General features: G+C 72.1%; 12 protein-coding genes. 8 read left to right on the plus strand and 4 right to left on the minus strand.

The features are described 5' to 3' along the window. The first annotated feature begins 102 nt into the window (after nucleotides 1-102). The 3 genes from ACZ5VD_RS04715 (at nucleotide 103) to ACZ5VD_RS04725 (ending at nucleotide 3,041) form a co-directional block, all read left to right on the plus strand. Nucleotides 103-1,572, plus strand: coding sequence for an MFS transporter (locus ACZ5VD_RS04715; protein ID WP_468680693.1), 1,470 nt, complete (start codon nucleotides 103-105; stop codon nucleotides 1,570-1,572). A 105-nt stretch (nucleotides 1,573-1,677) separates the two neighbouring features. Beyond that, nucleotides 1,678-2,217, plus strand: a complete 540-nt coding sequence (locus ACZ5VD_RS04720; RefSeq protein ID WP_468550679.1) for a SigE family RNA polymerase sigma factor — start codon at nucleotides 1,678-1,680, stop codon at nucleotides 2,215-2,217. After that, nucleotides 2,217-3,041 (plus strand): hypothetical protein, encoded by an 825-nt coding sequence (locus tag ACZ5VD_RS04725; protein WP_468680695.1) that lies wholly within the window; start codon nucleotides 2,217-2,219, stop codon nucleotides 3,039-3,041. Before ACZ5VD_RS04720 ends, ACZ5VD_RS04725 begins: the two co-directional genes overlap by 1 nt. 191 nt (nucleotides 3,042-3,232) lie before the next feature. On the opposite strand, the gene ACZ5VD_RS04730 is transcribed toward ACZ5VD_RS04725, so the two are convergent. After that, a complete protein-coding gene (locus tag ACZ5VD_RS04730) occupies nucleotides 3,233-3,865 on the minus strand; it encodes a response regulator (protein WP_468550869.1) in 633 nt (210 codons plus the stop codon). Between the two features lie 194 nt (nucleotides 3,866-4,059). Beyond that, a complete protein-coding gene (locus ACZ5VD_RS04735) occupies nucleotides 4,060-5,376 on the minus strand; it encodes a sensor histidine kinase (protein WP_468680697.1) in 1,317 nt (438 codons plus the stop codon). A gap of 272 nt (nucleotides 5,377-5,648) precedes the next feature. Here ACZ5VD_RS04735 and ACZ5VD_RS04740 point away from each other — a divergent pair, with 272 nt between their 5' ends. The 3 genes from ACZ5VD_RS04740 to ACZ5VD_RS04750 are packed head-to-tail and all read left to right on the plus strand — an operon-like array spanning nucleotide 5,649 to nucleotide 8,683. After that, the gene (locus ACZ5VD_RS04740; RefSeq protein WP_468680699.1) at nucleotides 5,649-6,524 is read left to right on the plus strand and encodes a MaoC/PaaZ C-terminal domain-containing protein; all 876 of its coding nucleotides are present in this window, start codon (nucleotides 5,649-5,651) and stop codon (nucleotides 6,522-6,524) included. Between the two features lie 55 nt (nucleotides 6,525-6,579). After that, nucleotides 6,580-7,656 carry a Zn-dependent alcohol dehydrogenase gene (locus ACZ5VD_RS04745; RefSeq protein ID WP_468550675.1) on the plus strand — a complete coding sequence of 359 codons (1,077 nt, stop codon included), beginning with the start codon at nucleotides 6,580-6,582 and terminating at the stop codon, nucleotides 7,654-7,656. A 7-nt stretch (nucleotides 7,657-7,663) separates the two neighbouring features. Continuing rightward, complete coding sequence (locus tag ACZ5VD_RS04750) at nucleotides 7,664-8,683, plus strand: 3-oxoacyl-ACP reductase (protein ID WP_468680700.1); 1,020 nt, start codon at nucleotides 7,664-7,666, stop codon at nucleotides 8,681-8,683. 89 nt (nucleotides 8,684-8,772) lie between these two features. Here the strand turns inward: ACZ5VD_RS04750 and ACZ5VD_RS04755 are convergent, their stop codons facing one another. Next, on the minus strand, nucleotides 8,773-8,925 hold the full coding sequence (locus ACZ5VD_RS04755; protein WP_468550673.1) for a hypothetical protein: 153 nt from the start codon (nucleotides 8,923-8,925) through the stop codon (nucleotides 8,773-8,775). A 97-nt stretch (nucleotides 8,926-9,022) separates the two neighbouring features. Beyond that, complete coding sequence (locus ACZ5VD_RS04760) at nucleotides 9,023-10,267, minus strand: hypothetical protein (protein ID WP_468680971.1); 1,245 nt, start codon at nucleotides 10,265-10,267, stop codon at nucleotides 9,023-9,025. A gap of 781 nt (nucleotides 10,268-11,048) precedes the next feature. Here ACZ5VD_RS04760 and ACZ5VD_RS04765 point away from each other — a divergent pair. Further along, a complete protein-coding gene (locus tag ACZ5VD_RS04765; RefSeq protein ID WP_468550672.1) occupies nucleotides 11,049-11,933 on the plus strand; it encodes a Nif3-like dinuclear metal center hexameric protein in 885 nt (294 codons plus the stop codon). After that, a complete protein-coding gene (locus ACZ5VD_RS04770) occupies nucleotides 11,930-12,673 on the plus strand; it encodes a zinc ribbon domain-containing protein (protein ID WP_468550867.1) in 744 nt (247 codons plus the stop codon). The genes ACZ5VD_RS04765 and ACZ5VD_RS04770 overlap by 4 nt, the downstream gene beginning before the upstream one ends. Nucleotide 12,674 lies beyond the last annotated feature (1 nt).

Here is a 12,674-nt window from a genome sequence, read left to right on the forward strand (position 1 = left end):
AAGCGGGCCGGTCCAAGGCAGGCGACGGCAGCTCAGGGGAGGGTCCGGGTCGGGCGGCCTACGTCGAAATCCCGATGCAAGGAGCGTCGGGCGGTTGAGAGCATGACACCCATGCTCGAAGCCCCCGGCGTCACCCGTGTGTCCCGCCGCCGTGCCACGCCGCCGCCCTGGCTGCTCGTGGCACTGGCCTGCGCCGGACAGTTCCTGGTCGTCCTCGACGTGTCCGTCGTGAACGTGGCACTGCCGTCCATGCGCACCGATCTGGGGCTGAGCGAACAGGGACTCCAGTGGGTCGTCAACGCCTACGCCATCGCCTTCGCCGGCTTCATGCTGCTCGGCGGGCGGGCCGGTGACCTCTACGGCCGCAAGCGGATGTTCCTGGTCGGCCTCGGCCTGTTCACGCTCGCCTCACTGGCCGGCGGGCTCGCCCAGGACGACTGGCAACTGCTGATGGCGCGGGCCGTACAGGGACTCGGCGCGGCCGTCCTCGCGCCCTCCACCCTGACCATCGTCACCTCCGCCGTCCCGGAGGGCGCCGCACGCGCGCGTGCCATAGCGACCTGGACGGCGGTCGGCGCGGGCGGCGGCGCGGCCGGCGGGCTCGTCGGCGGACTGCTGGTGGAGACCCTCTCGTGGCGGTGGGTACTGCTGATCAACGTGCCGGTCGGAGCGGTGGTCCTGCTCGGCTCCCTGGTGTGGCTGGTCGAGGGCCGGCGCGGCGACGGACGCCGGCTCGACCTGCCGGGCGCGCTGCTCGTGACCGGCGGCCTCGCCACACTCGCGTACGGCATCTCCCAGACCGAGGCCGAGGGGTGGACGGCGGCGGCCACCCTGGTGCCCCTGCTCGCCGGACTCGCCCTGATCGGCTGCTTCCTCGCCGTCGAGGCCCGTACGGCGGCGCCGCTGATGCCGCTCGCCCTGCTCAGGGTGCGGGCGGTGGCGTCCGCGAACGTGGCGATGTTCCTGTGCGGCTCCGCGATGTTCTGCATGTGGTTCTTCATGACGCTGTACGCGCAGAACGTGCTGGGCTACTCGCCCCTGGACGCCGGTCTCGCCCTGGTGCCCAGCTCCCTCGCCGTGGTCGTCGGCTCCAAACTCGCCCCCTGGCTCATGCGGCCGGCCGGGGCACGGGCGGTGGCGGTACTCGGGACCCTGGTGGCGGTCGCCGGGTTCGGATGGCAGTCGACGATGACCGCGGACGGCGCCTACGTCACCACGATCATGATCCCGGGCATCCTGATGATGCTGGGCGCGGGCCTGGCCGCGACACCACTCGCCGCACTGGCCACGGCGGGGGCCGAGCCGGGGGAGGCCGGACTGGTCTCGGGGCTGGTCAACACCTCGCGCACGATGGGCGGTTCGCTGGGACTCGCGGTCCTGTCGACGATCGCCGCGGCCCGCACAGCAGGACGCGGCTCCCCACAGGCCCTGACAGAGGGCTACGCCCTGGCGTTCCGGGTCGGGACGGGCGTGCTGGCCGCCGGGGTGGTGCTGATGCTGGTGTGGCTGCCGCGGGGCGGGAGCGGCGGGGGTGGCTCGGAGCGGGACGGGAGCGGTGACGCCTCGGAGTGAGGGGCGGTGGGGTGAAGTGAGGCCGGAGGATTTTCCGCAGGGTGCGCGTGGGGAGGCAACGGTTCGGGCGGTCCATGGACTCCTTTACCCATCTAGGAGGTGCCCATGGGGGATCGCAAGGAGGCTCGGGACGAGGAGTTCCAGAGCTTCGTCATCGGCCGCTGGCCGCGGCTGTTGCGGACGGCATTTCTCCTCACAGGGGAGCAGCACGCCGCGGAGGATCTGGTCCAGTCGACGCTCGAACAGGTCTATGTGGCCTGGCGCAAGGTCGGCTCGGCGGACGACCCGGAGGCGTACGTACGACGCGTGATGATCAACGCACACGCCCGCAAGCACCGCAGGCGACTCAAGGAGTTCCTGGCACGCAAGGACGACTCGGGGCTGGTGCGCGAAGTCGCCGACAGCGGTGACCACATCTCCCGGGCGGAGGACCGCAACGCCCTGCTGAAGGCGCTCGGCCAACTGCCCCCGCGGCAGCGCGAGGCGGTGGTCCTGCGGTACTGGGAGGACCTGACCGAGACACAGACCGCCAAGGCGATGGGCTGCTCGGTGGGTGCGGTGAAGAGCAACGCGGCCAGGGGGATCGCGAAGCTCCGAGCCATACCGGGTCTGGCCGAGATGGTGACGAGCGGAGGGCGACCGTGATGAGCGCGGACCGGGAGACGAACCACGACATGACGAACAGCGACATCACCGACATCGCCGTCCTGCTGGCCGACGCTACGGATGAGGTGGAGATCGGTATAGCCCCTTACCAGGCGGTGGTCCGCGGCGGCCGGCGCCGCAGGGCACGGCGCTGGGCGGTGGCGGCGGCCACGACCCTGGTTCTGGCCGGCTCCTCGGCGACCCTGGCGGTGGCCGGGCTGCCGGGTGGTGAGGGGGAGCACGTGGTGCCTGCGGCCACCCGGTCCTCGTCGCCGGACATGTTCACGCCTCAGCGGATCACACTCGGGAGCGGAACCGAGAACGGCAGGAAGTGGCGCGTCGTTCTGGACGTGTGGGCGGCGCCGCGCTCCGAGGCGGAGGCACGGGCCCAGTCGAAGGCGCAGGGCCGTTGGACGACGGGCCTCGTCGAGAACACCCTGGAAGCCCGCTACCCGGGCGATCTGGTCGGCCGACACGCGTACTTCCTCCACCGGGGCTTCGGGGAGGTGGATTCGATGGCCACGGTCAGGGTCCCCTACGTGCGTCCGCTGCCGACCACGGGCGTCGAGGCACGGCCGGTGAGTCTGGAGGAGGACGCCAAGGGTCCCTCCCGCGTGGTGGTCGGCCAGGTCAACAAGACCGCCCAGCGCGTGACCTGCACGTGGAAGGACGGCACGTCGACCGAGATCCGCAGGGCGCCGTCGAACCAGAAGGACAGCAGCGACGAGTTGGCGATCAGGGCCGTCGAAGGGGCTCCGTTCGACTGGTTCGTGTGCGTGGCACCGCAGGGCACCTCCTACAAGTCGGCGGAGGTGACGAAGTAGGACGATCCGGGTGATGGTCGCAGGGAAGGGTGACCGGTATGGCGACGACCGGCGCCTGACGGGTACGACATGGTGCTGACGAACCGGCCGAGTCCCTGCACTCAGCGGAGGGCTTCGCTTGGAGAGGGCTGATGGGACGGGAGGAGCCCCGTCCGACGGGCATGTGATCCAGCCTTGCGTCGATGGCCGCCCTACAGCCACCCCTGTTGACGGGCCTCCCGCGTCGCCTCCGTGCGGTTGCGGGTGCCTGTCTTGCCGATGGCGGAGGAGAGGTAGTTGCGGACCGTGGACTCCGAGAGGTTCAGCTCGGCGGCGACGTCGGCGACGGTCGAGCCGTCCGCCGAGACCCGGAGCACCTCGCACTCCCGGGCCGTGAGCGGATTGGGGCCGGCGCTGAGCGCGACCGCGGCGAGTGCGGGGTCGATCACCGTCTCGCCGGTCAGCACCCGGCGGATCGCGGCGGCCAGTTCCTCCACGGGCCCGTCCTTGACGAGGAAGCCCGCGGCACCGGCCTCCATGGCACGGCGCAGATAGCCGGGCCGGCCGAACGTGGTCAGGATCAGCACCCGGCAGTCGGGGGCCTCGTCACGGAGTACGGCGGCGGCATCCAGGCCGCTCATGCCGGGCAGTTCGATGTCGAGGAGCGCGACATCGGGGCGGTGGATCAGGGCCGCGTCCACGATCGCGTCACCGGCCGCCACCTGGGCCACGACCTGGATGTCGGGCTCCATCCCGAGCAGCAGGGCGAGTGCTCCGCGCATCATCCCCTGGTCCTCGGCGAGCAGGACCCTGATGGATCTGGCGGGGCGATGGTCCCGCGGCATCTCGTTCACGGCCCAAGGGTAGGGCGCGGGGGGCCGGTGTGCGCTGTGCCGCGGTGGTGGAGGGCTGGACCGTATGGGGGAGGGAGGGTGCTGGAGGGAGAAAGGGTGCGGGACGCGGGGGAGGGCGGGGAACGGCGAGGCGTTGGCCGGACCGGGCCGGCATCCCATCGACTCTTCCGGTCTCCCGGATCGGTTCAGGCCCCGGTCGGTTCCGCCGACCCGGACCGCCTTCCGGGCGACCGCACGCCCGCTCCCGTAACAGCCCCGGCTCCCGCCAACTCCTCTACCTCCACCGGCAGTTCCGCCCGCACCTCGAACCCGCCCCGTGCCCCCGGCCCGGCCTCCAGCGAGCCGCCCGCCACGGCGAGCCGTTCCGTCAGGCCCTTGAGACCGGTGCCGCCGACGACCTGGAGCGGGAGTGGAGCCAGGGCCGGGGACGGGGTTGGGGTCGAGATCGAGGGAGAGGGCGTGCCGGGGACGGACGGGGCAGGGGTGTGGCCGTCGTCCGTGATGCGGAGACGGGTCCGTTCGGAGGTGCCGGTCACGGCGATCTCGCACCGGCTCGCCCCGTCGCTGTGGCGTACGACGTTGGTGACCGCCTCGCGGACCACCCAGCCCAGCAGCGCCTCGGTCCGGGCGGCGAGGGGCGGGCCGGAGCGGTGGACGACGGGTTCGATGCCCGCGGCCACGAGCGCCGAGCGGGCCCGGTCGAGTTCGGTGCTGAGACTGCCCTCGCGGTAGCCGGTCACCGCCTCGCGGATCTCGGTCAGCGCCTGCCGGCCGACGGACTCGATGTCGGTGATCTGCGCCAGCGCCGCCGTCAGGTCCCGGTCGGCCAGCCGACGGGCCGCCTCCGACTTCACCACGATCACCGACATGGTGTGTCCGAGCAGGTCGTGCAGATCGCGGGAGAAGCGCAGCCGCTCCTCCTCGACCGCGCGCAGGGCCAGTTGCTCGCGGGCCGCCGTCAGCTCCCGTACCGCCTCGGAGAGGGAGAGGATCGCCGCCGTCACCATCGTCGAGATCCAGGTCGCGTACGCCGTGTCGAGGCCGCCCCAGCCCTCGCGGGCGAAGGAGGTCACGCCGGCCAGCAACGCCACGGCCGTGCCGGCCCAGCGCAGATGCGGCAGCCGTACGACCGCGCCGGTCGCGAGGCCGAGCAGGGGGAAGAACAGCAGCCAGTTGCCGCCGTACCCGATGGCCAGCGCACAGGTCACCAGGCCCATCAGCGCGAGTGCCACCCGGGTGGAGGTCGCCTCCCGGGTCTCCTTCGCGAAGGCGCGGAACGCGACGTAGACATAGAGGGAGTTGAAGGCGAGCAGGCCGAGGCCGCCGATCAGCGGGTTCGGGGTCTGGCCCTGGAAGAGGTTGGAGAGGGATCCCATCCCCAGCAGCAGCCAGGGCAGCAGGCTGAAGCCGTTGGGCGCGGCCCGCCGCGCGGCCTCGCACCCGGCCCTGCGCCGGACCTTGCGCCGGACCCTGCTGGTGGCCTTCTCGGTGTTCTCGGACATGACGTCGACGCTACGCACCCGCCCGCCCGGCCGGCAGATGCGGATGTACGGACCCGGGCAGGACAAATGTCACGGGTGGCCCCGCCACCGCCCCCTCACGCGCTCTCGCCCACCTCGCTCTGACACTCCGTCAGGAGCCTTCACAAGTGCGGAGCGCTGGGCTATACAGAGGGCGCCGGACTGGAACGCGTTCTAGATCGGCCCGTGTCGACCTCGGTGCGGCCGACGGTGCGGACGACCGTACCGAGGTCTCTGAGCCTTCAGGAGCCCCATTGCCCATCGACGCAGCCAAGGCCCTGGCAGCCGAGCCCCGTTCCGGCGAGATCGCCTGGAGCGTGAAGGACGTGCAGCTGTACCACCTGGGCATCGGCGCCGCCGCCAATCCTGACAAGCAGAGCCCCGCCACGGACCCCGACGAACTGCGCTACACCCTGGAGTCGAGGCTGCACGTCCTGCCGAGCTTCGCGACCGTCGCGGGCGCCGGCTCACCGGGGGTGATCAACAGTCTGTCCATGCCCGGTATCGACGTCGACCTGGCCCGCGTCCTGCACGGCGGGCAGAGCCTGGAGATCCACCGCCCGATCCCGGCCGAGGGCAGAGCCACCGCGACCTCCCGCATCGCCGCCGTGTACGACAAGGGCAAGGCCGCCGTCCTGGTGATGCGTACCGAAGTCTCGGACGCCGACGGCCCGTTGTGGACCAACGACGCCCAGATCTTCGTACGGGGCGAAGGGGGCTGGGGCGGAGACCGAGGGCCGTCCGCCCGGCAGGACGCGCCCACCGGCGAGCCCGACAAGGTCGTCGAGCGGCCCGTCCGCGCGGACCAGGCCCTGCTCTACCGTCTCTCCGGAGACCGCAACCCCCTGCACGCCGACCCCGAGTTCGCCAAGATCGCCGGGTTCGAACGGCCCATCCTGCACGGGCTGTGCACCTACGGCATCACGCTCAAGGCGGTCGTCGACACGCTGCTCGGCGGTGACGTGTCCCGGGTGCGCGCGTATGCCACCCGGTTCGCCGGGGTCGTGTACCCGGGGGAGACCCTGCGGGTCAGCATGTGGCGGCAGGAGGGCTCCGTACGGGTGGCCGTGCACGCCGTCGAACGGGACGACGCACCCGTCCTCGTCGACACCGTCGTCGCACACACGTGAGAACAGCCTTTTGTCCGACCGCAGTTGAGGGCCCACAGTCGAGGGGAGCCGCACCATGCGCGCAGCCGTACTGCACGAGATCGGCCAGGACAAGCTGGAGGTCCTCGACGACGTCGAGGCGGTGGGCTTCGGCCCCGGCAAGGCGAGGATCCGGGTCCGGGCCACCGGCCTGTGCCACTCGGACCTCTCCGCGATGGGCGGCGTCCTGCCGCAGCCCGCACCGTTCGTACCCGGGCACGAGGGGGCGGGCGAGGTCCTCGAAGTCGGTGAGGGTGTAACCGGCCTGAAGCCCGGCGACCGGGTCGTCGTCTGCTGGCTGCCCGCCTGCGGTGTCTGTCCCGCCTGCAAGCGCGGCCAGACCGAACTGTGTCTGGCCGGGTTCATGAACGCGGGCACCCCCAACTTCCGGCGCCCCGGCGGTGACGTCTTCGGCTTCGCCGGAACCGGCACCTTCGCCGAGGAGGTCGTGGTCGACGCGGGCTGCGCGGTGCCCATCCCCGACGACGTGCCCTTCGACATCGCCGCGCTGATCGGCTGCGGGGTGACCACGGGTCTCGGGGCCGCCCTCAACACGGCGGACGTGGAGGCCGGTTCGTCGGTCGCCGTGATCGGGTGCGGTGGCGTCGGCATCTCCGCGATCCAGGGCGCCCGGCTCAAGGGCGCCGCCGAGATCGTCGCCGTGGACCCGGTCGCCTCGCGCCGCGAGTCCGCGCTCAAGTTCGGTGCGACCAGGGCCGTTTCACCGGACGAGCTGGCCGACGCCAAGCAACAGCTCACCGCGGGCGAGGGCTTCGACTACGTCTTCGAGGTCGTCGGCAGGTCCGCGACCGCCCGGACGGCGTACGACAACACGCGGCGCGGCGGCACCCTGGTCGTCGTCGGCGCGGGCGCCATGGACGACTTCCTCCAGCTCAACATGTTCGAGCTGTTCTTCGACGAGAAGCGGATACTGCCCTCCATGTACGGCGGCGGGGATGTCCTGCGCTCCTACGAGCGGACCATCGCCCTGTGGCGGGCCGGCCGGATCGACCTGGCCGGACTGATCACCCACCGGGTACCGCTGAGCGAGATCAACGAGGCGCTCGACCAGATGCGCACGGGGACGGCTCTCCGTACCTGCATCGAGATCTGAGGGCCGTATGACTCACCCGACCCCGCCACCGACTCAGCCGGCCCAGCCGTCAACTCGCCCGACTCAGCCATCGACTCACCCGACTGACCCGGCTCTGCCACTTCAGGGGCTCTCCGCGATCGTCACCGGCGCGGGCCGCGGCCTCGGCCGGGCCGAGGCGTTGGAGTTGGCCCGGCTCGGCGCGGCCGTCGTCGTCAACGACTTCGGGCAGCCCGGCCGGGACGGCTCGGGTGCCGCCTCGACCGCCCCCGCCGAACAGGTCGCCGCCGAGATCCGCGCGGCGGGCGGCAGGGCCATCGCCCACACCGGGGACGTCGCCGACTTCCAACAGGCGGGCGAACTCACGGCGTTGGCGATCGCCGAGTTCGGCACCCTGGACATCCTGGTCAACAACGCGGGCATCCTGCGCGACCGCATGGTCTTCTCCATGACCGAGGACGAGTGGGACGCGGTGATCCGCGTCCACCTCAAGGGCCACTTCAACACCACCCACTTCGCCGCCGCACACTGGCGAGAGCGGTCCAAGGCGGTCGGCGGGCCGGTGTACGGGCGGATCGTGAACACCTCCTCCGAGGCCTTCCTCGCTGGCTCCGCCGGACAGCCCAACTACGCTGCGGCCAAAGGGGGGATCGTCGGACTCACCACGTCGACGGCTCTCGCGCTCGGCAAGTACGGGGTGACCGCCAACGTCATCTGCCCGCGCGCCCGCACCAGGATGACCGAGGACGTCTTCGCCGGCCTCGACCAGCCCGCCGAGGGCCTGGACCCGCTCGCCCCCGAGCATGTCGCCCCGCTCGTCGGCTACTTGGCCGCGCCGGCCGCCGCCCACGTCAACGGTCAGCTGATCGTCGTCCACGGCGGCATGGTGGCGATCGTCGACCGCCCGCGCGTCCAGGCCAGGTTCGACAGCAAGCAGGAGACGTTCACCTACGACGAACTCGACGCCCTGCTCACCCCGCACTACGCGGACCGCGCACCGGGGGAGACCTTCGCGGCGGCGGAGGTACTGGCACTACGGCGATCCTGAGCCCCCTCCCCACTGCCTGCTGAACGCGAAGGTCCCCGGCATCCGTCGATGCCGGGGACCTTCGAAGTGGCCGGATGTCCGAGCCTTTGTCAGGCCGCGTTCTCGGCCTGTTCGGCCGGCTTGCGGTGTCGCCCGCGCGGGGCCGCCTCGTTGTCCTGCGCCGCGACCGGACCCCGGTGCCGGCCTTGGCCGGTGGACTCCTGGACGTCGGCGGTGTGCTCGTTCTTGTTGGCGTCACTCATCGGAAGAAACTCACCCCGTCAACATGATCTTTCTAACAGCCGGGCGAGTTTAACCGGCGCCCCAGGGCTCGGATCCAGACGGCCACGCCAACCGCCACTACTTCGTTACAAGACGCCCCAACGGCGCCTGCTGAAGGGGCACGGGACGCAGTGCGACGGGGGCCGGAGAGCCCGGTTCCGGCGGTTCCCCAGGCCCGGACGTCGAGGGTGAGCCCCCCGATGTCCGGGTCCGTGAAGCCCAGCCGTCCCGGCCCGGACCCTCGGCCCCCGCGTCCCCTGCCCTCCCCATATCCCCCGTGTCCCCCGAAGGTGCCGTCATCCGTGCCACCCCGCACGGCGCCCCGGCCGTCGCGTACGGCAGGAGGAGCACCCCGTCCTCGGTCCACAGCCCGGCGCCCGCCAACCAGCCCTCGGGCGCCGGGAGATGAAGCATCCGGCGCTGCGTCGGCCGCCACACACCGACCCAGCTGCCGGCCGGGCCGTCGATCCGCAGCGCGACCGCGCAGTTCTCCGGCATCAGCACCTGCCCCGGCTGGACGGCGAACGGCGTGACCGTGCACCCGGGCACCCGCAGGCTCTCCGGGAAACGCACCGGCCGCGTGCTGCCCAACACCCCCCAGCCCAGCCGGTCGTGCCCCGGCGACGGCGCGTCCGAGCGGATCAGCAGCAGCCCGCTGTCCGGGTCGGCCAGCAGCAGCCGGTCGTCGCTGTCCGCCGCGATCTGGAGCAACGGCGAGACCTCACCGCCGCGTTCCAGGTCGACCACGACGGCCTTGGTCCGCCCTCCGGCCTCCCGGTCGAGCGCCAGCATCCGCCCCGTACGGTCCAGCCACGCCCCGCCCGAGCAGCGCCCCGGGATCTCGGCGATGTGCTCGGGCCCGAACGCGCCGCCCGCCACCAGCCACACCGTGCTGGAACGGCGGCCCACGGCGAGGGCGTACGCCTTCTCGCCGCCCGGCGCGGGCGGCAGCAGCCGCAGCCGGGTCCCCTCGTCCGGGCACTCGACCGCACCGAGCGGCAGCTCGCCGGTGTCGGGGCCGGTTGGGTACAGCAGCGAGAAGTCGTGCCGTCCGCCGGCCAGCCGCCGGATCAGGACCCGTCCGTCGCCCATCGGCTGCACCTCGGTGCCGGGCTCCTCCGGCTGGTTGCCGGGCAGCGGCACCGCGTACGGCTCGGGGCCGTCCAGCGTCCAGCGCTCCGGGAACCAGGAGTCGCCGCCCAGCGTGAGACGCGCCGCGTAGGCGCCGTCCGCCGTGATGACGCACCCCGGCGGCACGGCGAGACGATCCGCGTCTTGCGACGGGGAGGCGATGTCGTCCGGGTCTTCCGGGTCTTCCGGCATGGGAACGATGTCTTCCACCGAGGGAGCGATGCCTTGTGCCGAGGAGTCGATTCCGTCCGCCGAGCAGCCGATGCCGTCCACCGAGGAGTCGACGCCATACGCCACCGCGGACTCGACGCCGTACGCCGCAGCGCGGCTGCCTTCGGCGGCAAGGTCGTGGCCGCCGGTCACAGGCTCGCGGCCCTCGATCACAGGGTCGACGTCCTCGGCCATGGGCTCGCGGCCCTCGGTCACGGGCTCGAAGCCTCCCGTCACGGGCCCGGCGTCTTCCGCCACAGGCCGCCCGACGCCTCCCATTGCGGGCCCGAGGCCCACCGCTACGGTCCCGAGGTCCACCACTACGGTCCCGAGGCCCACCGCTACGGGACTGATGCCTACCGCTACGGGTTCGATGCTCACCGCTACGGGCCCGACGTCTCCCGCCGAAGCGTCGCCGCCCTCCCTCGCGGGCTCGCCGCTTCCCGTCACGGGCTCCACGCTGTCTCCCGTCACGGGCCCGACGCCTCCCGCCGCAGGCTCGACGCCTTCCGGCGAGGGGTCGATCGACGAAGAGTCGATGTTGTCCGCCGCAGGCTCGATCGCACAGGCCGTCATCGTCTGGTCACCTCCGGCGACGAAGCTAGTTTTCGTACGCACGGGCGTGGGACCGACGGGTGGTCTCTTCACACAAAGGGGTGGCCCAGGAACGATTCGCCTGAGGAACCCGGGGCGACTGTGCTGGGCGGGGCGGCCGACGGCTCCACCGGTTCAGTGGGGGAGAACAGCCAGGTAGCCTTTCCCCGTGCCCCGTCTGTCTGAAGTCATCACCGCGCTGGAGAAGCTGTGGCCCGCCGAGCGGGCCGAGTCCTGGGACGCGGTCGGCACCGTCGTGGGCGACCCCGACCAGGAGGTCACGCGGGTCCTCTTCGCCGTCGACCCGGTCCAGGAGATCGTCGACGAGGCGGTGAAGCTGGGCGCCGACCTGCTCGTCACCCACCACCCCCTCTATCTGCGCGGTACGACGACGGTCGCGGCCTCCACCTTCAAGGGCCGCGTGGTGCACACCCTGATCAAGAACGACATCGCGCTGCACGTCGCCCACACCAACGCGGACACCGCGGACCCCGGCGTCTCCGACGCCCTGGCCGGCGCGCTCGACCTGCGGGTCGTACGCCCCCTGGTGCCGGACCCGACCGACCCCGAGGGCCGTCGCGGACTCGGCAGGGTCTGCGAACTCGACCACCCGCTGACCGTGCGCGAACTCGCCGCCCGCGCCGCCGAACGCCTGCCCGCGACCGCGCAGGGCATCCGGGTGGCCGGCGACCCCGAGGCCGTCGTCCGCACGGTCGCCGTGAGCGGCGGCTCCGGCGACAGCCTCTTCGACCAGGTCCGTGCGGCCGGAGTCGACGCTTTCCTGACCGCGGACCTCCGCCACCACCCGGCGTCCGAGTTCATCGCGACCGGCGTCCACCGTGCGACCGGCGCCCACAGTCCCCTCGCGCTGCTCGACGCGGCGCACTGGGCCACCGAGTGGCCCTGGTGCGAGCTGGCCGCCGCCCAGCTCGACGAGATCTCCGACCGTGCGGGATGGGGCCTCCGTGTCCACGTCTCGAAAACGGTCACCGACCCCTGGACCGCCCACGCGGCGTCCGCCGCCACATCAGACCCACTGGGAGCCCCCAACTGAACGCCGCGCCCGCCGACCAGATCCGTCTCCTGGACGTCCAGGACCTCGACGTCCGCCTCCAGCAGCTCGCGCACAAGCGCCGGTCGCTGCCCGAGCACGCCGAGATCGACTCGCTCACCAAGGATCTGACCCAGCTGCGCGACCTCCTCGTCGCCGCGCAGACCGAGGAGAGCGACACCGCCCGCGAGCAGACCAAGGCCGAGCAGGACGTGGACCAGGTGCGCCAGCGCGCGGTCCGCGACCAGCAGCGCCTGGACTCCGGCGCGGTCACCTCCCCGAAGGACCTGGAGAACCTCCAGCGCGAGATCGTCTCCCTCGCCAAGCGCCAGGGCGACCTGGAAGACGTCGTCCTGGAGATCATGGAGCGCCGCGAGTCCGCGCAGGAGCGGGCCGCCGAGCTGACCGAGCGGGTCGGCTCCGTGCAGGGGAAGATCGACGATGCGACCGCCCGCCGGGACGCCGCCTTCGAGTCTCTCGACGCCGACGCGGCGACGGCGACCAAGGAGCGCGAGGTCATCGCCGGCGCGATCCCCGACGACCTGATCAAGCTCTACGACAAGCTGCGCGCGCAGCAGGGCGGCGTCGGCGCGGCCAAGCTGTACCAGCGGACCTGCCAGGGCTGCCGTCAGGAGCTCGCGATCACCGACTTCAACGAGGTCCGCGCGGCGGCTCCCGACACGGTCGTCCGCTGCGAGAACTGCCGCCGCATCCTGGTGCGTACGTCCGAGTCGGGACTGTAGG

The sequence above is a fragment of the Streptomyces sp. NPDC032822 genome, from assembly GCF_055578825.1.